Origin of the sequence: Nocardioides cynanchi (genome assembly GCF_008761635.1) — a bacterium.
GTDB lineage: Bacteria > Actinomycetota > Actinomycetes > Propionibacteriales > Nocardioidaceae > Nocardioides > Nocardioides cynanchi.
In genome coordinates this window covers 2352408-2372051 of the sequence record NZ_CP044344.1, presented here as the reverse complement: position 1 = coordinate 2372051, position 19644 = coordinate 2352408, and the positions used below count along the sequence as shown (strand labels likewise).

20 protein-coding genes and 1 pseudogene are annotated in these 19644 nt (G+C 71.8%); 13 read left to right on the top strand and 8 right to left on the bottom strand.

What is annotated here, in order from left to right; all coding sequences use genetic code 11:
- Nucleotides 1-4: 4 nt before the first annotated feature.
- Together E3N83_RS11410 and E3N83_RS20345 are read left to right on the top strand one after the other, a co-directional pair.
- Complete coding sequence (locus E3N83_RS11410) at nt 5-829, top strand: DUF2182 domain-containing protein (protein WP_151083373.1); 825 nt, start codon at nt 5-7, stop codon at nt 827-829.
- Between the two features lie 104 nt (nt 830-933).
- A pseudogene (locus E3N83_RS20345) lies at nt 934-1863 on the top strand (DUF222 domain-containing protein); the annotation flags it as partial.
- A 327-nt stretch (nt 1864-2190) separates the two neighbouring features.
- Here E3N83_RS20345 and E3N83_RS20010 read toward each other — a convergent pair.
- Together E3N83_RS20010 and E3N83_RS19555 are read right to left on the bottom strand one after the other, a co-directional pair.
- A complete protein-coding gene (locus E3N83_RS20010) occupies nt 2191-2790 on the bottom strand; it encodes a hypothetical protein (RefSeq protein WP_238342868.1) in 600 nt (199 codons plus the stop codon).
- Between the two features lie 200 nt (nt 2791-2990).
- Nucleotides 2991-3323, bottom strand: coding sequence for a hypothetical protein (locus E3N83_RS19555; protein WP_191907772.1), 333 nt, complete (start codon nt 3321-3323; stop codon nt 2991-2993).
- Here E3N83_RS19555 and E3N83_RS19550 point away from each other — a divergent pair.
- Nucleotides 3322-3498, top strand: coding sequence for a hypothetical protein (locus E3N83_RS19550; protein ID WP_191907771.1), 177 nt, complete (start codon nt 3322-3324; stop codon nt 3496-3498). The genes E3N83_RS19555 and E3N83_RS19550 overlap by 2 nt on opposite strands.
- A 113-nt stretch (nt 3499-3611) precedes the next feature.
- On the opposite strand, the gene E3N83_RS11395 is transcribed toward E3N83_RS19550, so the two are convergent.
- Nucleotides 3612-4028: a hypothetical protein gene (locus tag E3N83_RS11395; protein ID WP_151083370.1), complete on the bottom strand. Its 417-nt coding sequence runs from the start codon at nt 4026-4028 to the stop codon at nt 3612-3614.
- Between the two features lie 123 nt (nt 4029-4151).
- Between E3N83_RS11395 and E3N83_RS11390 the strand changes: the two genes are divergently transcribed.
- Nucleotides 4152-4541: a hypothetical protein gene (locus E3N83_RS11390; RefSeq protein WP_151083369.1), complete on the top strand. Its 390-nt coding sequence runs from the start codon at nt 4152-4154 to the stop codon at nt 4539-4541.
- On the opposite strand, the gene E3N83_RS11385 is transcribed toward E3N83_RS11390, so the two are convergent.
- On the bottom strand, nt 4538-6943 hold the full coding sequence (locus tag E3N83_RS11385) for a bifunctional salicylyl-CoA 5-hydroxylase/oxidoreductase (RefSeq protein ID WP_151083368.1): 2406 nt from the start codon (nt 6941-6943) through the stop codon (nt 4538-4540). The genes E3N83_RS11390 and E3N83_RS11385 overlap by 4 nt on opposite strands.
- Nucleotides 6944-7093: 150 nt before the next feature.
- On the opposite strand from E3N83_RS11385, the gene E3N83_RS11380 reads away from it, so the two are divergent.
- From E3N83_RS11380 to E3N83_RS11355, 5 genes are read left to right on the top strand one after another with little or no spacing between them, the layout of a single operon-like run.
- Nucleotides 7094-8386, top strand: a complete 1293-nt coding sequence (locus E3N83_RS11380) for an acyl-CoA dehydrogenase family protein (protein ID WP_238342867.1) — start codon at nt 7094-7096, stop codon at nt 8384-8386.
- On the top strand, nt 8383-9213 hold the full coding sequence (locus tag E3N83_RS11370; protein WP_151083367.1) for an enoyl-CoA hydratase family protein: 831 nt from the start codon (nt 8383-8385) through the stop codon (nt 9211-9213). The genes E3N83_RS11380 and E3N83_RS11370 overlap by 4 nt, the downstream gene beginning before the upstream one ends.
- Entirely contained in the window at nt 9214-10368 is a 1155-nt protein-coding gene (locus E3N83_RS11365; RefSeq protein ID WP_151083366.1) for an acyl-CoA dehydrogenase family protein, read from the top strand.
- A 16-nt stretch (nt 10369-10384) separates the two neighbouring features.
- Nucleotides 10385-11131, top strand: a complete 747-nt coding sequence (locus E3N83_RS11360; RefSeq protein ID WP_151083365.1) for an SDR family NAD(P)-dependent oxidoreductase — start codon at nt 10385-10387, stop codon at nt 11129-11131.
- Nucleotides 11131-11526 (top strand): RidA family protein, encoded by a 396-nt coding sequence (locus E3N83_RS11355; protein ID WP_191907770.1) that lies wholly within the window; start codon nt 11131-11133, stop codon nt 11524-11526. The genes E3N83_RS11360 and E3N83_RS11355 overlap by 1 nt, the downstream gene beginning before the upstream one ends.
- Nucleotides 11527-11545: 19 nt before the next feature.
- Here the strand turns inward: E3N83_RS11355 and E3N83_RS11350 are convergent, their stop codons facing one another.
- Together E3N83_RS11350 and E3N83_RS11345 are read right to left on the bottom strand one after the other, a co-directional pair.
- The gene (locus E3N83_RS11350) at nt 11546-12346 is read right to left on the bottom strand and encodes a PaaX family transcriptional regulator (RefSeq protein WP_151083364.1); all 801 of its coding nucleotides are present in this window, start codon (nt 12344-12346) and stop codon (nt 11546-11548) included.
- Nucleotides 12343-13938: an AMP-binding protein gene (locus E3N83_RS11345; protein ID WP_151083363.1), complete on the bottom strand. Its 1596-nt coding sequence runs from the start codon at nt 13936-13938 to the stop codon at nt 12343-12345. The genes E3N83_RS11350 and E3N83_RS11345 overlap by 4 nt, the downstream gene beginning before the upstream one ends.
- Before the next feature lie 59 nt (nt 13939-13997).
- Between E3N83_RS11345 and E3N83_RS20235 the strand changes: the two genes are divergently transcribed.
- Complete coding sequence (locus E3N83_RS20235) at nt 13998-14129, top strand: hypothetical protein (RefSeq protein ID WP_272950253.1); 132 nt, start codon at nt 13998-14000, stop codon at nt 14127-14129.
- Here the strand turns inward: E3N83_RS20235 and glgA are convergent.
- The gene (gene glgA / locus E3N83_RS11340; RefSeq protein WP_151083362.1) at nt 14115-15302 is read right to left on the bottom strand and encodes a glycogen synthase; all 1188 of its coding nucleotides are present in this window, start codon (nt 15300-15302) and stop codon (nt 14115-14117) included. The two genes, E3N83_RS20235 and glgA, sit on opposite strands and share 15 nt — an antisense overlap.
- 97 nt (nt 15303-15399) lie before the next feature.
- Here glgA and glgC point away from each other — a divergent pair, with 97 nt between their 5' ends.
- Both glgC and E3N83_RS11330 read left to right on the top strand, forming a co-directional pair.
- Entirely contained in the window at nt 15400-16650 is a 1251-nt protein-coding gene (glgC, locus tag E3N83_RS11335; RefSeq protein WP_151083361.1) for a glucose-1-phosphate adenylyltransferase, read from the top strand.
- Nucleotides 16651-16697: 47 nt separating this feature from the next.
- Nucleotides 16698-17162: a hypothetical protein gene (locus E3N83_RS11330; RefSeq protein ID WP_151083360.1), complete on the top strand. Its 465-nt coding sequence runs from the start codon at nt 16698-16700 to the stop codon at nt 17160-17162.
- A 29-nt stretch (nt 17163-17191) separates the two neighbouring features.
- Here the strand turns inward: E3N83_RS11330 and E3N83_RS11325 are convergent, their stop codons facing one another.
- Complete coding sequence (locus E3N83_RS11325) at nt 17192-18325, bottom strand: phosphodiester glycosidase family protein (protein ID WP_151083359.1); 1134 nt, start codon at nt 18323-18325, stop codon at nt 17192-17194.
- 92 nt (nt 18326-18417) lie between these two features.
- On the opposite strand from E3N83_RS11325, the gene E3N83_RS11320 reads away from it, so the two are divergent.
- Nucleotides 18418-19578, top strand: a complete 1161-nt coding sequence (locus E3N83_RS11320) for a site-specific DNA-methyltransferase (protein ID WP_151083358.1) — start codon at nt 18418-18420, stop codon at nt 19576-19578.
- Nucleotides 19579-19644: the final 66 nt, after the last annotated feature.

Sequence of the window (19644 nt, the reverse complement as noted above, 5' to 3'; positions counted from 1 at the left end):
ACCCATGAGCCACCTCGAGCCGGTGACGGCTCCCGGTCAGGCGGGGCTGCGGCCGCTGTACGCGGCGGCACGGACCCAAGGGGGCCTGGTCGCCGTACTCGTCGTGCTCGCGGGACTCGGCTGGTGGTGGACCGCGCGGGTGATGGACGGGATGGACGCCGGGCCCTGGACAGGGCTGGGGTCGTTCGTCTGGTTCATCGGTGTCTGGGTGGTGATGATGGCGGCGATGATGTTCCCGTCGGTCTCCCCGACCGTCGCGTTGTACGCACGGATGAGCCAGGGCACACGGTTGCTGCCGCTGCTGTTCACCGCCGGCTACCTCCTGACCTGGGCCGGCGCCGGCGTGGCCGCCTTCGCGCTGAGTGTGGTCGCGACGCGGCTGACCGGTGACGCTCTGGCCTGGGGACATGCCGGACGCGCGCTCGCCGGAGCCACCCTGCTCGTGGCGGCCGGCTACGAGCTGACCCCGCTCAAGGACGTGTGCCTGGGCAAGTGCCGGAGCCCGCTCGGCGCCCTGCTCGGCTCCTGGCGCGGCGGGCCCGCGGGCGCCATCCGGATGGGCGCGAAGAACGGCGCGTGGTGCGTGGGCTGCTGCTGGGCGCTGATGGCCTCGCTCTTCGCCCTCGGCGTCATGAGCGTCGCGTGGATGGCTCTGGTCGCCGCCCTGATCGCCGTCGAGAAGACGTTGCCGTGGCGGCGGGTCGCGACGTACGGCGTGGCGCTCGTGCTGCTGGCGCTGGGTCTCGCTGTGCTGTTCGCCCCCGGCTCGCTGCCAGGGCTCACGGTGCCGGGCGCGGGCCAGATGCCGACGATGTCGATGGGTGGCTGACGTCCCGAAGCGCCTTTCCGGGCGATCACGGTCACGAGGTTTGCCCTGGTAGACAAGGGGATTCTCGCGGTCTGACTGTCGGTGGTCGGTGCTTGAGTGGATCCATGACCACGATGAGGCAGCCGCTCGAGGAGCACCCCCTCCTGCGCTGTCTGGCGTCGGTCGACGAGGCGCTCGACGACGTGGCCGACCTCGATCCGGCGTTCCTGCCGACCGGTGACAAGGCTCGGGCGCTGCGCGCGGTCGATCGCGCGCTGGCCCGGCTGGAGGGGCTGAGGCTCGAGCTGATCGCGTCGTCCGCCGACCTGGCCACCGATGTGGGTGCCCGGTCGGCGGGGGTGTGGCTCGCGGCGCAGTCACGCTCGGAGGTGTCGGTCGGGGTGCGTGACCAGCGGGCGGCCGAGTCGTTGGGTCGCTGGCCCGTCGTCCTCACCTCGCTTCGGGACGGCGTGCTCAATCCGGCGCAGGCGGTGGTGATCGCACGAGCCCTGGACGCGCTGCCCGCCGATCTCGGGGCGGAGCTGACCGGCAAGGCGTGCGCACAGCTGGTCGCCGATGCGGGGCACTTCGGTCCGCGCGAGCTGCGGGTGCTCGGCCGGCGGGTGCTCGATGCGGTGGCGCCCGAGGTGGCCGAGGCCCAGGAGGCGGCGTTGCTGGCTGCCGAGGAGCGACGGGCTCGGGCGGAGCTGCGGGTCTCGTTCCGACCCCGTGGCGACGGTGTCACCGACCTGTGTGCGCGGCTTCCCGACCAGCTCCGGGCCTACCTCGACTCCTTCACCGCTCCGCGACGACGGCACCTCGACTCCGACGCGACCGGTCCGGTCCCCGGCGACCTCGACGCGCTGTCGCTGCCGCGACGTCGTGGCGAAGCACTCTGTGCGCTGCTCGAGCACCTGCCCTCCGACGGTCTTCCGGTCCACGGCGGGACGCCGACATCGGTCGTCGTGACGCTCGACCTGGACGCGCTGCGCGACGGGATCGGTGCGGCCGAGCTGTCGACGGGTGGCCGGATCACGGCCACCGAAGCGCGTCGCCTGGCCTGCACCGCCGAGATCCTGCCGGCCGTGCTCGGCGGCGCGGGCGAGGTGCTGACCTCGGGCGCTCCCGTCGTCTGTTCTCGCGTGGCTAGCGCAAGGCACTCGCCCTGCGCGACCGCCGGTGTCGTGCCGAGGGCTGCGACATCCCGGCTGCCTGGTGCGAGGCCCACCATGCAGCCAGGCCGTGGAGCAGGGGCGGCCGGACCGATGTCGCCGACGGCGTCCTGTTGTGCTCGTTCCACCATCACCGCGCCCATGACCCGACGTGGGACCCGTCCCGCCTGCCCGACGGCGACGTCCGCTACGTGCGCCGTAGGTGATGGGTCAGTAGCCGACGAGGTGCGGAGTCGCGCTGACCACCCGCAGGGCGACCGGTGCGCCGGGCACGGTGAGGGTCGCCGGGATCTGTCGCCACGGGCCGTTGCCGACGCGGTAGCGGCCGGAGTAGGTCGTGTCCACGCTCGGGCTCACGTCACCGACGTGGAGGTAGCGGTAGGTCACCCGCAGGTCGGGGTACGCCGCTCCCGGGTCGGTGGTGGTCAGGTCGGCTCCGTCGCTGCCCGAGGCGAAGTGCCAGAGGTACTGCGTCGGTGTCGCCTCGATCGTGACCTGCTGCCCGATCAGGGTCACCGTCCGGGTCGAGGGCGCGGTGTTGGTCGTGTAGAAGTTCGTGTCGAAGTTGACCAGCGTCCTCCCGTCGGGCGGCTGGACGACCAGGGGTGACGCCGGCCAGGCGAGCCGCTCGAACGCGTGCTGCACCGCGCCCGGGGTCAGCCCGCCGAGGTGCTGGGCCTCCTGGTCGGTCAGGCAGGCCTGCCAGTCCAGCGGCTCGGGGCTGTCGTCCTGGTAGACGTTGAACAGGTTGCCGTCGTGCCCCTCGATGTTGCAGGTGCCGGGCTGGTCGCACAGCGCCAGGCCGCCCACCTCGCAGGCCGGGCGGATCGAGTACGTGTGGTCCGTGTGGGCCGTGATGTACGCGTTGGTCTCGGAGCCGGACCTGATGCAGGCACTATCGATCTCGCCGAGGTTTCCACCGGCAACACAGTCTTCAGGTGTGGCTACGGCGGGTGCGGGAACCCAGAGAATGAGTCCGGCTATGGAGAGAAGGAGTCCAACTACAAGCTTCATGTGGCAAGCCTTGCGCGCCCGGTCACTTGAAACGTCTGCCCTGTGCGCTTAAGAGTCACCAGCTCGTTGGTGATGCCGCCTTCGATCTGTCTGAGCTCGCCATCTGCCGTTTCCTGGTAGTGGGTTGGTCGCGAGTCAACCTTCACGTCGTAGGTCACCCCGCCGTGCTGCGCACGACCATTCACTGTTACGGACAGCACGGTCAGCCCACCCCATCTGATGTACCCGCCGTGGGAGTAGAACTTCCTGACGTCTGCCATGAGCGAGTCGCAGGCCTTGCAGTGATCAGTCATGCTCGAGTAAGCGCTGGTTTTGCCGGTGTTTTCCATGCGCTTCTCCTCCGCCGCCCACCGTCGGATGAAGTGCTCGGGGCTCTCGTGCGCGGGCGGCTGGGTGCTGGGCGGGGAGGACGAGGGCGGGCTCGAGATCGGCGGATCGGCGACCGACGAGCTCCCGCCGCCGCACGAGGAGACCACGGGCGCGACGAGCAGGGCGGCGAGGTAACGACGTACACGCATCGCGGCAGTCCTCCCGAGACGAATACCGGCATCGATGTGGTGACCACCGTACGACGGTTTCGCCTCGCCGGCACCCAGGATCTCGGCCGCCTGTGGATGTCAGGCCGGCTCGGCGAGGACGTCATCCAGCGCGATCGGGAGCACGTCGTCGTCGTGCGCGAGGTGGACCACGTCGACGCCGGCTCCCGCCCGCCGCCCGGCGTCACGGAGGGCCCGCGCCCAGGCCCGGTCGGTCGCGTCGGGCCGACCGCGACCCGGTCGCGAGCGGAGGAAGGCGAACCGCAGCCCGGGCATCGCCAGATGCTCCAGCAGCCGCGCGAACGACTCGACCTCCTCGGGATCCGGCGGCGCGCTCGCCTCGACGATCTCCATCAGCTGGGGCACGGGCTGGTCGTCCTGGATCACCACCATCCACAGCGAGTGACCGCGGAAGCCGAGTGGCGACATCAGCGCTCGCCACATGCGTTCGAGGTCGGCCTGGGTGCGGAGGGCGGGGCGGAAGGGCTCGTCGGTCATGCCCCCGACGATGCCCCGATCCGGCCACCGGTGCGAACGGTCCTCCACAGCCCCGAGGACGTCGGGTGCCGTCCGGCCACCGAGCGGGAAGGAGGCAGGACCACCGCAACGAAGGAGCAACCCGTGACGACCGAGTTCGCCGGAGCCATCGACCTCGAGCCCGCCCTCACCGCCGACGAGATCGCCTACGTACGACGACTCGCGGGCTCGCGAGAAGCGGCGCTGGCCTGGGCCCCGAACCGCGACGGCACCGGCCTGCGTCCGCGCAGGGGCGCCGACGTCGCGGCCTGCGTCGCCGGCTTGCGCCACCTGATCGCGACCATGGACCGGCCGGGCCGCTTCCGCGGCATGGTCGCGGCCTACGACACCGAGACCGGCGCGATGGTCGCGGTCACGGCTGTCCGCGGGCGGGTGACCACTCGGGTGCTGAGGAAGAGACCGGCGGCTGCCGAGCGGAGCAACGTCGTCGACCTGGCAGCGAGGCGTCGCGCGGTCTCGCGCGCGATCTCCTAGAGGCCCGGCCGCCAACGTCGGTGCGACGTGACCTCGCCGCCGGAGCGGATCAGCTCCAGGCGCGGTTTCGGCCCGTCGCTGCGACCCGTCTGCGGCTTGCGGCGGCCGGCCCGCCACGGGTCCGGCCAGACCGCGCCCGGTCCGTCGTAGTCCTGCTCGACCGCCGCGTGCAGGGTCCACATCGGGTCGTAGAGGTGCACCCGTCCCAGCGCGCACAGGTCGGCCCGGCCCGCCATCAGGATCGAGTTCACGTCGTCGTACGACGAGATCACGCCGACCGCGATGGTCGGCACGCCCAGGCGGTTGCGGATCGCGTCGGCGTACGGCGTCTGGTAGCTGCGACCGAACTCGGGCCGCTCGTCCTTGGTGACCTGCCCCGTCGACACGTCGATCGCGGCAGCCCCGGCCTCGGCGAAGGCGGCGGCCACGGCGAGGGCGTCCTCGAGCGTCTGGCCGTCCTCGACCCAGTCGGTGGCGGAGATCCGGACCGTCATCGGCTTCTCGGCCGGCCAGACCTCACGGACCGCGTGCCACACCTCGAGCGGGAAGCGCAGCCGACCGGCCACGTCTCCGCCGTAATCGTCAGTACGACGATTGGTGACCGGGGAGAGGAACCCGGACAGCAGGTAGCCGTGTGCGCAGTGCAGCTCGAGCACGTCGAAGCCCGCGTCGGCCGCTCGTCGCGCGGAGGCGACGAACTCGTCCCGGATCGCGTCTAGCCCGGCCCGGTCGAGCTCGTGCGGGGTCTGGTTGGCCTGCGAGTAGGCGACCGGCGAGGCCGCGACGACCTCCCAGTTGCCCGCGGGGAGCGGCTCGTCCATCCCCTCCCACATCAGCTTGGTGGAGCCCTTCGCGCCGGAGTGGCCGAGCTGGCAGCCGATCGCGGCGGCCGACTCGCGGTGCACGAAGTCGACGACGCGAGCCCAGGCGTCGCGCTGCTCGTCGGTCCAGAGGCCGCCGCATCCCGGGGTGATCCGCGCCTCCGGTGAGGTGCAGATCATCTCGGTCATCACGAGGCTCGCACCGCCGAGCGCCTTGCCGCCGAGGTGCACGAGATGGAAGTCCGACGGCACGCCGTCGGTCGCGACGTACTGGTCCATGGGCGAGACGATCACCCGGTTGTTCAGAGCCAGGCCACGACCCTCGGCCGCCCGCAGGGTGACCGGCTGGAACATCGGCGGCGTGTGGTCTCGACTCCGCTCGACCACCGGGGCCTCGTGCTCGGCGTACCAGGCCTGGCAGTGCGCGACGTACTCCGGGTCGCGGAGCCGGAGGTTGTCGTAGGTGACCCGGCGGGACCGGGTCATGATGTTGAAGCCGAACTGCACGGGCTCCTGATGGACGTACTGGGCGAGGTTCTCGAACCACTCGAGGCTGGCCTGGGCCGCGCGCTGCGTCGAGAGCACGACCGCCTTGCGCTCCTCCTCGTAGACCTCGAGCGCGGTGGCCACGTCGGGGGACTCGTGCAGGCAGGCCGCGAGCGCCAGGGCGTCCTCCATCGCGAGCTTCGTGCCCGACCCGATCGAGAAGTGCGCGGTGTGGGCAGCGTCGCCGAGGATCACCACCGGTGCCCGGTCGGGCTCGGCGTGGACCCAGTGCTCGTTGCGGATCGTGGTGAAGCTGATCCAGCGCGAGTTGTTGGCCATCACCTCGTGGCCGCCCAGGATGTCGTCGAAGAGCTCACGGATCCGCTCGATCGACTTCTCGTCGGACTCACCCAGAGCCCACGGACGGTCAGCGAGGTCGGCGAAGCCGGCGTTCCGCCAGACCTCGCTCGTCATCTCGACGATGAAGGTCGACCCGGTGGCGTCGTAGGGATAGCCGTGGATCTGCATCACGCCGTACGGCGTCTGGACGATGTGGAACTTGAAGGCGTCGAAGACCTTGTCGGTGCCGAGCCAGATGTAACGGCAGTCGCGGACGTCGCGGGTCGGGCGGAAGGTGTCGGCGTACCGCGTGCGGATCGCGGAGTTGAGGCCGTCGGCGGCCAGCACCAGGTCGTGGGAGGCGACGAGCTCGTCGACGTCGGGCGCCTCGGTCCGGAAGTGGATGGTCACGTCGAGCTCGCGGCAGCGCGCCTGGAGGATCTCCAGGAGCCGGCGCCGACTCATGGCGGCGAAGCCGTGCCCGCCGCTGGTGATCACCTCGCCCTTGAAGTGGACGTCGATGTCGTCCCAGATCGCGAACTCGCGTTGCATCTGCTCGAAGACCACCGGGTCGGCGTGCTCGATCCCGCCCAGGGTCTCGTCGCTGAAGACCACCCCGAAGCCGAACGTGTCGTCCGCGGCGTTGCGCTCCCACACGGTGATCTCGTGTGTCTGCCCGGTGGTGGCCGCCAGCTGCTGTGCCAGCGCGCTGAAGTACAGCCCGCCCGGGCCCCCGCCGACCACCGCGATCCGCACTCGTCCGCCTCCGCCTCGCCGGGATAGTCCGTGACGAAAGCGCCCCATCTGAGCCTGAAAGGGGACACGAACGTCACGGACTATCTCAACATAGCGGCTTCTTGACGGGCGTTGTCAAGGCGCAATAGCGTTCCCGGTATGGTCGGACGCGTGAGCAGCGGGACGGCGTTCGGGCTCACGCCCGGTCAGCAGGAGTACGCCATGTGGGCGCGCGACCGGGCGGTCGAGGCGCTGGCCGGGATCGCGCCGGTGCACGGGGCGATCAACCGCCCGCTGGTCAAGGCGCTCGGTGACGCGGGGCTGCTGCGCGGGCTCTTCGGCGGTGAGTCCGACGAGGCACCGCGCGACGCGGCGGCGATGCAGCTCTGCCTGCTCCGGGAGGCCCTCGCCACGATCGACACCGAGGCCGAGACCGCCCTCGCGCTCCAGGGCCTCGGCTCCTACCCGATCCTCCAGGCCGGCAACGACACCACCCGCGAACGCTGGCTGCCCGGGGTGGTCGCCGGCGACGTGGTGGCGGCCTTTGCCCTGTCGGAACCCGATGCCGGGTCCGACGCCGCCGCGCTCTCCCTCGAGGCCCGGCGGGACGGGGACGGCTGGACCCTGCACGGTCAGAAGACCTGGATCTCGCACGCCCCCGGCGCCGACGTCTACAGCGTGTTCGCGCGTACGACGCCCGACAGCCGGGCCCGCGGCGTCACGGCGTTCGCGGTGGCCGGCGACAGCCCGGGGCTGACCGGCGAGCCGCTCGACATGCTCAGCCCGCACGCCCTCGGCACCCTGACCTTCGACGGCGTGCGCGTCGGCCCCGACGACGTCCTGGGCGAGGTCGACCAGGGGTTCGGGGTGGCGATGCGGACCCTCGACCTGTTCCGGCCCAGCGTCGGCGCGTTCGCGGTCGGGATGGCACAGGCTGCCCTCGACGCCAGCCTGGCCTGGGCCCGCGAGCGCGAGCTCTTCGGTGGCCGGCTCGCCGACCTCCAGGCCACCCAGCACACGCTGGCCGAGATGGCGACCAGGATCGAGGCCGGCCGGCTGCTCGTGCGCGCGGCCGCGGCGGCGTACGACGCGCGTGGTCTCGACTCCGCTCGACCACCGATGGGCTCCGCTCGACCACCGATGGGCGCGAGTGGTCTCGACTCCGCTCGACCACCGATGGGCTCCGCTCGACCACCGATGGGCTCCGCTCGACCACCGATGGGCTCCGCTCGACCACCGATGGGCGACGTCACCACGAGCGCGGCGATGGCCAAGCTGTTCGCCACCGAGATGGCGCAGTGGGTGGTCGACCAGGCGGTCCAGCTGCACGGCGCCCGCGGACTCCAGCGCGGCCATCTGCTCGAGCGGCTCTATCGTGAGGTGCGGGCGCCCCGGATCTACGAGGGCGCCTCCGAGGTGCAGCGCACCATCATCGCTCGAGGACTGCTGAAGGACGGCGCATGACGACGCGTTACCGGGCCAGCGCCAAGATCACCGACGACTGGCAGCACTTCGACTTCTCCGTCGCCGACGGGGTCGCCACGGTGACCCTCAACCGGCCCGAGAAGCTGAACCCCCTGACCTTCGAGAGCTACGCCGACCTGCGCGACCTGCTCGCCGAGCTCCCGCACCGCGGCGACACCCGCGTGCTGGTGATCCGCGGCCAGGGCAAGGGATTCTGCGGCGGCGGCGACGTCAACGAGATCATCGGCGAGCTGATCCAGATGGACGCCCGCGACCTGATGGGCTTCACCAAGATGACCGGCGACGTGATCCGGGCGATGCGCGAGTGCCCCGTCCCGATCATCGCCGGCATCCAGGGCATCGCGGCCGGCGCGGGCTCGGTCGTCGCGATCGCCAGCGACTTCCGGGTCTGTACGACGGACGCCAGGTTCGCCTTCCTCTTCACCAAGGTCGGGCTCTCCGGCGGCGACATGGGGGCGGCGTACCTCCTGCCCCGGCTGGTCGGCTACGGCCGCGCCACCGAGCTGCTGATGCTGGGCGACACCATCGACGCTGAGACCGCCGACCGCTTCGGCCTGGTCACCCAGCTGGTGCAGCCCGACGAGCTCGACGACGCGGTCGACCGGCTCGCCCGGCGGCTCGCGGACGGCCCGACTCTCGGCTACTCGCAGACCAAGAGCCTGATCACCCGCGAGCTCGACATGCCGATCGGGCCGGCGATGGAGCTCGACGCGATGACCCAGGCGCTGCTGATGACCACCGCGGACCACGCGGAGTTCCATGCCGCGTTCAACGCCAAGCGCAAGCCCGAATGGAAGGGGCGCTAGATGACCCACGACTACCTCCAGGTGGACGACCTGCTCACCGACGAGGACCGCGCGATCCGCGACACGGTCCGCGACTTCGCCCAGACCGAGCTCGCCCCCCACGTCGCCGAGTGGTACGACGAGGGCACGCTGCCCGACGGGCTCGGCCCGATGTTCGGCAAGCTCGGGCTGCTCGGGATGCACCTCGAGGGCTACGACTGCGCCGGCACCAGCGCGACGGCGTACGGCGTGGCCTGCCGCGAGCTGGAGGCCGTCGACTCCGGGCTGCGCAGCTTCGTCAGCGTGCAGGGCTCGCTGGCGATGTTCGGCATTCACCGGTGGGGCAGCGACGCGCACAAGGACCAGTGGCTGCCCCGGATGGCGGCCGGCGACGCGATCGGCTGCTTCGGGCTGACCGAGTCCGACGCCGGCAGCGACCCCGGCTCGATGAAGACCCACGCCCGCCAGGACGGCACCGACTGGGTGCTCAACGGCTCCAAGATGTGGATCACCAACGGCACCTTCGCCGACGTCGCGGTGGTCTGGGCCCAGACCGACGACGGCATCCGCGGGTTCGTCGTCCCCACCGACACGAAGGGCTTCGAGGCCCACAAGATCAAGCGCAAGCTCTCCCTGCGGGCCTCGGTGACCGCCGAGCTCTCCTTCGACGACCTGCGGCTGCCCGCGGACGCGGCGTTCCCCGAGGTGCGTGGGCTCAAGGGCCCGCTGTCGTGCCTCAACGAGGCGCGGTTCGGGATCGTCTGGGGCGTGGTCGGCGCGGCCCGCGCCTGCCTGGAGGAGGCCCTGGCCTACACCGGCGAGCGAGAGCAGTTCGGCCGCCCGCTGTCGTCGTTCCAGCTGACCCAGCGCAAGCTCGCGCTGATGGCGGTCGCGGTCAACAACGCGTCGCTGGTCGCCTGGCGGCTCGGTGCGCTCAAGGACGCCGGGACGCTGACCCCGACCCAGGTCTCCTACGGCAAGTACGCCAACGTACGGGCCGCGCTCGACGTCGCCCGGGAGGCCCGGACCACCCTCGGTGGGGCCGGGATCACCCTCGACCACACGGTGATGCGGCACATGAACAACCTCGAGACCGTGATGACCTACGAGGGCACCGAGGAGATGCACCTGCTCTCGGTGGGTGCCGACCTGACCGGCATCCCGGCGTTCCGGTGACGCGCGGGGTACGACGGTGATCGCGCTGGTCACCGGCGCCTCCCAGGGGATCGGCGCTGCCTGTGCGCAGGCGCTCTCGGCCGCCGGTCACCGGGTCGCGCTGGTGGCCCGCAACGAGTCCGCGTTGAACGACGTCGCGGCGAGCCTGGCGGGGGAGTCGCTCGTGCTGCCCACCGACGTGCTCGACCCCGCGGCGCTCGAGGCGGCGTTCGCGCGGGTCGAGCAGGAGTGGGGGCCGGTCGAGATCCTCGTGGTCAACGCCGGCGCCGCGATGTCGGCGCCGCTGGTGAGGACCACCGACGAGGACTGGCAGCGGATGCTCGACCTCAACCTGACCGCACCGTTCCGCTGCCTCCGGCGGGCCCTGCCGGCCATGACGAAGGCCGGCTTCGGCCGGGTGGTGGTGATCGCGTCGGTGGCCGGCAAGGTCGGCGGCGCCCGGATCGCGGCGTACACCGCCAGCAAGCACGGCGTGATCGGCCTCGTGCGCACGGCCGCCGCCGAGGTGGCGCGCTCCGGGGTGACCGTGAACGCCGTCTGCCCGGGCTACGTCGACACGCCGATGACCGACGAGTCCGTCGCCCACATCTCGACCGGCACCGGCCGGCCGGAGGCCGAGGCCCGCGAGATCCTCGCGAACATGCAGCCGATCGGGCGGCTCGTCACCGTGGACGAGGTGGCGGCCGCGGTCATGCTGTGCGTCGACAACGGCGCGATCAGCGGGCAGGGTCTCAACGTCGACGGAGGAGCGGTGCAGTCCTGATGGCAGAGCTGAACAGGGTCAACCCCGAGTCACTCGCGAAGCCGTCGGGCTTCTCCCACGCCGTCGTCGGGCGCGGGACCTCGGTCTTCCTGGCCGGGCAGACCGGCATGGACGCCTCCGGCGCGATCGTGGGCGGCGGGGTGGTGGCGCAGTTCGAGCAGGCGCTGGCCAACCTGCTGACCGCCCTCGCCGAGGCGGGCGGCACGCCCGACCGGCTGGCGTCGCTGACGATCTACATCGTCGACATGGACGACTACCGCGCCCACGCGCGCGAGCTCGGTGAGGTCTGGAAGCGCCTGGTCGGCACCGACTACCCCGCCTCGGCCGGCATCGGGGTCAGCCGCCTCTGGGACGCCGAGGCCCTCGTCGAGCTCCAGGGGCTCGCGGTCCTCTAGCGTCGCAGATCGCGGCCCGTCAGCCGGCGGTGATCAGTCGGTGGGCGTGCTGCGCGGCCGGCCCGCGCAGCCGGAGGTCGAGGGTCTCGAACAGGTCTCCCGCCGCGACGCCGGGCCAGCCGGCCGGCAGCAGCTCGAGCGGGATGCCCGGGTCGAGGTAGGGGAAGCGGCGCCAGTCGGTCAGCATCGGGAGGTACGCCGCGAAGGCCCGCGCCGGGTCGGTGCCGCGCAGCCGTGCCAGCGGCCGGTGCTCGGCCAGGAACTCGTCGTACAGCGCGGCTACCGCGGCCAGGTCCCACCACTGCCCGACCCGTGCGTCGACCGAGCCGACACCGAGGTAGGAGCCGCGGAAGAACTCGGTGTACGACGCCAGGCCCTGCCGGTCGAGGGCGGCCAGGGTCTCGTCGTACGCCGTGCCGGGCGCGACCCAGACCCCGGGGGCTGCGGTGCCGAAGCCCAGCCTGGTCAGCAGGGAGCGCAGCTCGTGCCGCTTCTCGCGCTCGGACTCGGGCACCGAGAAGACCACGACCAGCCAGCCGTCCGCGACCGATGCCCGCGGCCGCGACCAGATCCGGGCATCGCCCTCGACCAGCACCTCGCGGGCCGACTCCGAGAGGGCGTAGCCCGCCTGCCCGCCGACCCGGGCCGCCTCGAGCACGCCGCGCTTCTTCAGCCGCGACACCGACGACCGGGTCGCGGCCGCGTCGACCTCGAGCTCGGCCATCAGCGCGATCAGCGCGCGCACCGAGAGCCAGTTCGTCTCGCGGGCGTAGAGACCGAACACGGTGAGGATCAGGTGGCGGGGGGAGTGCTCGGTCATGAGGGTTGGCGGAGCCGGAAGCGCTGGAGCTTGCCGGTCGCGGTGCGCGGCAGCTCGGCGACGAACTCGAGGGCGCGGGGGTACTTGTACGGCGCGATCTCGGCCTTGACGAAGTCCTGCAGCTCGCGGGCGGTGACGTCGCCGCCGTCGGCGCCCGCCCCCGGAACCGGCACGACGTACGCCTTGACCAGCATGCCGCGCGCCTCGTCGGGCACGCCGACGACCGCGCACTCGGCGACCGCCGGGTGCTTGAGCAGCGCCTCCTCGACCTCGGGCGCGGCGATGTTGTAGCCGGAGCTGACGATCATGTCGTCGCTGCGCGCCTGGTACCAGAAGTAGCCGTCCTCGTCGCGCAGGAAGGTGTCGCCGGTGAGGTTCCAGCCGAAGCGGACGTAGGCCGCCTGCCGCGGGTCGTCGAGGTAGCGGCAGCCGGTCGGCCCGCGCACCGCGAGCAGCCCCGGCTCGCCGGGCGGGACCTCGCGGCCGTCCTCGTCCAGCACGGTCGCCGTGTAACCCGGCACGGCCCGACCGGTCGAGCCCGGCCGGATGTCGGCGCCCGCGGCGGAGATGAAGATGTGCAGCATCTCGGTCGCCCCGATGCCGTCGATGATCTCGACGCCGGTGGCGGCGCGGAAGGCCTCCCACACCGCCTTCGGCAGGTGCTCGCCCGCCGAGACCGCCTTCGCCAGCGTCGGCACCGACTTTCCCGCCGCGAGCATCGCCTTGTACGCCGTCGGCGCGGTGAAGCAGATCGTCACTCGGTGCTCGTCGATCAGATCCGCGAGCTCGACCGGTGTCGCCTTCTCGACGAGCAGGGTCGAGGCGCCCGCGTGGAGCGGGAAGAGCAGCACGCCGCCGAGACCGAAGGTGAAGGCGTACGGCGGCGTGCCGGTGAAGACGTCGTCGGGGGTCGGCCGCAGCACGTGGCGGGAGAAGGTCTCGCAGATCGAGAGCACGTCGCGGTGGAAGTGCATGGTCGCCTTGGGCCGGCCGGTGGTGCCGGAGGTGAAAGCCAGCATGCAGACGTCGTCGGACGAGGTCGCGACGTCGTCGAAGGTCGCCGGCTTGGCGGCAACCAGCTCGGCCCAGGCGTCGTCGCCGAACCCCAGCGTGGGAACGCCGAGAGGCTCGACCGCCTCGAGGAACCGGTGGTCGACCAGGGCCGCGTCGAGGTGCGCGATCTCGTGGATCGTCTGCAGCTCGCCGGTGCGCAGCAGCGGCATGGTGGTGACCAGCACGGCGCCGGCCTTGAGCACGCCGAACCATGCGGCAGAGAGCCACTGGTTGTTGGGACCGCGAAGCAGCACCCGGTTGCCCGGCACGATCCCGAGGTCCTCGACGAGCACGTGCGCGACCCGGTTCGCGGCCGCCACCAGCTCGTCGTACGACCAGGTGGGACGGCCGGGCTGGTGCAGGCACGGACGGTCGCCGCCGTACCTCGCGATGACGTCGTCCAGAAGCGCGGTGCCGGCGTTGAGCCGGTCCGGGAACTGCAGGCCGGGCAGCTCGAAGACCAGCTCGGGCCACTGGTCGGCCGGCGGGAGATGGTCGCGGCAGAACGAGTCGACGTGGGCCGACGGGAGCAGCTCCATGCCGGTCAAGGTATGCCCTGTTCGTTACGACGGGCAAGAGTGCGCAATACGTGGGCCGCGTGCGGACGCCGCTGTTCCGGGCACACCTCGGGCACAGCAAGGACCCCGGTGAGTCGGGTACCCGCGTCGACGGGAAGTTCCCGGGGAACGGCGGCAGCTACTACTCCGACGGACCCTCACACCAGATCTGAGTAGAGCGCCGCGGTCTGCCCCGCGATCGCGTCCCACGAGAAGGACTCGATCGCGCGCTGCCGGCCGGCCCGGCCCATCGCCGCAGCACGGTCGGGTTCGCTGACGACGGAGATGAGCGCCTCGGCGAAGTCGGCGACGTAGCGGTCGGGGTCCAGCGGGGTCCCGGTGCCGTCGGTGGCCTGCTCGATCGGGACCAGCAGCCCGGTCTCCCCGTCCACGACGACCTCGGGGATGCCGCCGGTGACGGTCGCGACCACGGCGGTCTCGCAGGCCATCGCCTCGAGGTTGACGATGCCGAGCGGCTCGTAGATCGACGGGCACACGAAGGCGGTCGCGGCCGAGAGCAGCGCGACCACGTCGGCGCGCGGCAGCATCTCGCGGATCCAGACCACACCCTCCCTGGTCGTCGCCAGCTCGTCGACGAGGGCTTCGACCTCGGCCAGGATCTCGGGGGTGTCCGGGGCGCCGGCGCAGAGCACGAGCTGGACGTCGGGCGGCAGCTCGCGGCAGGCGCGGAGGAACAGTGGCAAGCCCTTCTGACGGGTGATCCGGCCGACGAACACCACCGAGGGGCGGTCGGGGTCGACGCCGTGGGTGCGCACCCGGTCGGGGTCGGTCACCGGGGCCCAGGCCGTGGTGTCGATCCCGTTGTGGACGGTGTGCACGCGCTCCGGGTCGATCGCGGGGTAGCAGCGCAGGATGTCGGCGCGCATCGCGTGCGACACCGCGATCACCGCCGCGGCCGCTTCGTACGACGTCTGCTCGACCCAGCTCGACAGGCGGTAGCCGCCACCCAGCTGCTCGGCCTTCCAGGGTCGCAACGGCTCGAGCGAGTGGGCCGAGACCACGTGCGGGACGCCGTACAGCAACGACGCGACGTGGCCCCCGAAGTTGGCGTACCAGGTGTGGGAGTGCACGAGGTCGGTGCCGGCGCAGCCCTCGGCGATGGCGAGGTCCACCCCCAGCGTCGTCAGCGCGCCGTTGGCTCCGGCCAGCTCCGCCAGGTCGGCGTACGACGCCGTGCCGGGCTCGTCGCGGGGCGCACCGAACGCCTGCACCCGGACGTCGAGGTCGGACCGGCCGCGCAGGGCGCGGACCAGCTCGGCGACGTGGACCCCGGCACCGCCGTAGATGGCCGGGGGGTACTCCTTGGTCAGGATGTCGACGCGCATGGCCGGACGCTACTCCGCTGGTCTCGACTCCGCTCGACCACGACCGGGGACGAACTGCCCCTATCAGCGCGGCGCACACCTGACTAACGTGATCGGCATGAGCCCCGCCAGCCGCAAGAGAGTCCTGGCCATCGTCCTCGCCGGCGGGGAGGGCAAGCGGCTGATGCCGCTGACGGCGGACCGGGCCAAGCCCGCGGTTCCGTTCGCCGGGATCTACCGGCTGATCGACTTCGCGCTCTCCAACGTCGTGAACAGCGGCTACCTGCGGGTCGTGGTGCTCACGCAGTACAAGTCGCACTCGCTGGACCGCCACGTCACCACGACCTGGCGGATGTCGACGTTACTGGGCAACTACGTTGCCAGCGTCCCGGCCCAGCAGCGGGTCGGCAAGCACTGGTACCTCGGGAGCGCCGACGCGATCTACCAGTCCCTCAACCTGATCCACGACGACCAGCCGGACATCGTGGTCGTGGTCGGTGCCGACCACGTCTACCGCATGGACTTCTCCCAGATGGTCGACCAGCACGTGCAGAGCGGCTCACCCTGCACGGTGGCGGCGATCCGTCAGCCGATCTCGCTGGCCGACCAGTTCGGCGTGATCGACGTACAGCCGAAGAACCCGCAGGCCATCCGCGAGTTCCTGGAGAAGCCGACCGACCCGATCGGGCTCCCGGACAGTCCCGACGAGGTGCTGGCGAGCATGGGCAACTACGTCTTCGACGCTCAGGCGCTGCTCGAGGCGGTGACCCGCGACTCGGACATGGTCGGCTCCAAGCACGACATGGGCGGCGACATCGTCCCGGCGTTCGTACGACGGGCCGAGGCCGGCGTCTACGACTTCAAGGACAACGAGGTGCCGGGCGCCACCGAGCGCGACCGCGGCTACTGGCGCGACGTCGGGACGATGCGGTCCTACTACGACGCGCACATGGACGTCGTCCGGCCGCTGCCGGTCTTCAACCTCTACAACAGCGAGTGGCCGATCTTCACCGACTACGGCCCGCAGCCGCCGGCCAAGCTGGCGAAGGGCGCGGACGGCAGCGTCCCGGTCGCCGAGGAGGCGCTGCTCTCGCCCGGGGTCGTGATCTCGGGAGGGCAGGTACGACGCTCGGTGCTCTCGCCACGGGTCCGGGTCGAGCAGGGTGCCGTCGTCGAGGACTCCGTGCTGATGAACAGCGTCTACGTCGGTGCCGGTGCGGTGGTCCGCAACGCGATCCTCGACAAAGAGGTCCGGGTCCCGCCCGGAGCCGAGATCGGCGTGGACCAGGAGGCCGACCGGGCGAACGGGTTCATGATCGAGGACGGCCTGACCGTGCTCGGCAAGGGCCAGCCGTTCCCCGAAGCCTGATCCGTCGACGGAAGGAACCCGTGGCCACCCCGGCCCGTCTGATCCCCATGAAGCGCACTCTCGGAACCCTGCTCGCGACCGCGTCCCTGCTGGCGGTGGCCGGCTGCGGCTCCTCGTCGTCCACCGTCGACGGGCCGGCCGGGCCGACCGCCGGGCCGATCACCGGCGCCACGGTCCTGCCCCTGATCTCGGTGACCGGCGGTGGCGGCACGGTCTCGACCAGCGCGACCCTGCTCGACACCAAGGCGCACATCCGGGCCTTCACCGGACAGTTCCGGCAGCCGACCATGGCGGCCCGGGTCACCGCCGCGGTGAAGCAGGCCGCGGGAGCCGGCAAGCCGGTGTACGGCGCGGTGGTGGCGGTGGGCTGCGACCGCCCGCCGGGTGCGGTGGTCTCCCTCGACGCGAACGGCGACGTGCAGATCACCGGGGAAGAGGTGGCCAGCCCGCTCCAGGAGTGCCTGGCGCCGGTGACCACGGTGGCCCTGGCCAGCGTCCCCGGGGCCGACTGAGCCGACCGCACGACCGACCCCGAGCGGCGTCAGCCGGGCGGCGCCGTGGACTCGACCGCGAGGACGTCGGGCAGGTCACGCTGGTGACCGAGCGACGGAACGTTGACCACGCCGGTCGAGGTGCCCGACGCGTTGCGGGCGACCATCGTGGTCGAGCCGCCGCCGTCGAGGTTCAGCGCGTCGTCGATGCCCAGACCTGCCAGCACCCGGCCCCAGGCCCGCGTGGTCAGGCCGGTCGCTCCGGTCTGCCGGCCGTCCAGCGCCAGCAGGAGGATGTGACCGGTGTCCTGGTCGATGCCGACCGCGGTGCGGGGCGCGCGCACGTGGTCGTCGGTGGCCACCACCGCGCCGCCCTGCACGAGCACCTGGCTCCCGGTGATCGCCATCTCGGTGGGCTGGTCGAGCGACCAGTGGGCGCGCAGCCGGGTCCCGATCGCCAGGGACCTCAGGGCATGCGCCCCGGCTCCCACGCCGAGCAGCAGGAACCCCCGGAACCGACGGTCGCCGAGCGGCCGACGGCTGTTCCGGCGCACGATGCCCTTGCGCACGTGGACCTCGCGCACCTTCGCGGTCGGGTCGTCGACCACGCGCCGGCCGGCTGCCCGGCCCCAGGCCGCGGTGTAGACGGTGATCGAGTCGGGTCTGGCGTGCGGGACGTTGAAGCCGCTCACCCGCCAGTCCGGATGACCGGTGATGTGGGCCGAGGAGGTCAGCGGGCCGACGTGGTAGGTGCCGTCTCCGGCCTGGTAGAACGCCTGGTTCCAGCCGGCGGCCGCCGCGTGCAGCAGACCCCGGGTGCGGCTCTGACCGGTCCCGAGCGGGGCGCCGGTGTCGCCGATGTCGAAGAAGCTCCCGTTCACACCCGCGACCGCTGCAGGGTCCCGCACCAGGAGCCTGGTGGCCGTGCCGCGGGTGCGCAGGCGATGGTGCGCGACGTAGTCCAGGCCCAGGCCGGCCACGCTCGGGTCGATGTCGAGCACGTGGAGGTGCTGCGGACCGGCGGCGGTGTGGAACCGCCAGTCCCGGTACTCGACGCCCGGCGCCACCGTCCAGGTGATCTCGCCGGTCGTCCGGCCGACGCTGCCCGGCGTCGTGCCGACGACCAGGACGAGCAGGGCCGAGGCCAGCACCCGCGAGGCTCGACGGCGTGAGGCGGTGGGCATGGCGTCCACCGTAGGGTCCGGTCCGGCCGCAGGGCGGAGGCTGCGCGCCGTGTCGAGCCGGTACGCCGCCCGGGTGGCCCTAGCGTGGACACGTGGAGCCGTGGAACACGTTCGTCGAGGGGGACAACCTCGACGTGCTGCCGCGGCTCGCCGCCGAGGGCCGGCGCTTCGACGTGGTCTATCTCGACCCGCCGTACAACACCGGCAACCCCTTCGCCTACCGCGACAAGGTGGCCGGGCGCCACGCCGACCGGCACGAGGTGTGGGCCGCGACGATGCGGCCGCGGCTGCACGCCGTCCGCGAGGTGACCAGCGAGCGCGGCGCGGTGTTCGTCAGCATCGACGACCACGAGGTCGCCCGGCTGCGCCTGCTGATGGACGACGTCTTCGGCGAGGACGCCTTCCTCGCGCAGATCGTGGTCAACCTCAACGCCAAGGGCCGCCAGCTGGGGGGCGGCTTCGCGACCTCGCACGAGTACCTCCTGGTCTACGCGCGTACGCCGTCCGCCTGCGCCCTCGATCCGTCCAGCCCGTCGACGGTCGACCCCGCCGACTTCCCGCTGACCGCAGCCGACGGCCGCCGGCACCGACGGCTGCCCCTGCGCAACACCAACAAGAAGTTCAACCCGGTCACCGCCCCCACCATGCACTTCGCGATCTGGGGCTCACCCGAGACCGGCCGGGTCTCGGTCGACCCGTTCGACGGCGGCAGCGAGATCAAGCCGGTCTTCGGCGACGGTGCTCCTGCCGTGTGGCGCTGGTCGGCGGCGCTGATCGCCGAGCGCCCCGACGACCTGGTCTGCCGCTGGGTGAACGGCGCGCTCGGCCGGCGGCCCGACGTCTTCCAGCTGGACTGGCTGCACGAGGGCCGCCGCAAGAAGCTGCGCACGATCTGGCTGGCCTCCGAGATCGGCTCCACCGACACCGCGGTCGCCGAGCTCAAGGCGCTGGTGGGGCACCTCTTCGAGTCGCCCAAGCCGACCGGCCTGCTCCGCCGGATCCTGGAGACCATGCCCGCCGACGCGCAGGTGCTCGACCCCTTCGCCGGCAGCGGTACGACGGGTCATGCGGTCGCGCTCCAGAACGCCGCGGACGGTGGCCGTCGTACCTGCCTGTCGATCAACTCGCCCGAGCCGACCCGGGAGGGCTCCAACGCCGATCTGGCCGGACTGGCGAGGGTCAGCGACGTCACCCGCATCCGGTTGCGGGCGGTCGCGGAGAGGGTCGGCGGCGGTTTCGCGGAGCTACCGTGACACGGAGTGCCTCCCCGTCCCGTCTAGGAGGGTGAAGGACCACTCGAGGGGGTAGCAGGTGAGGCG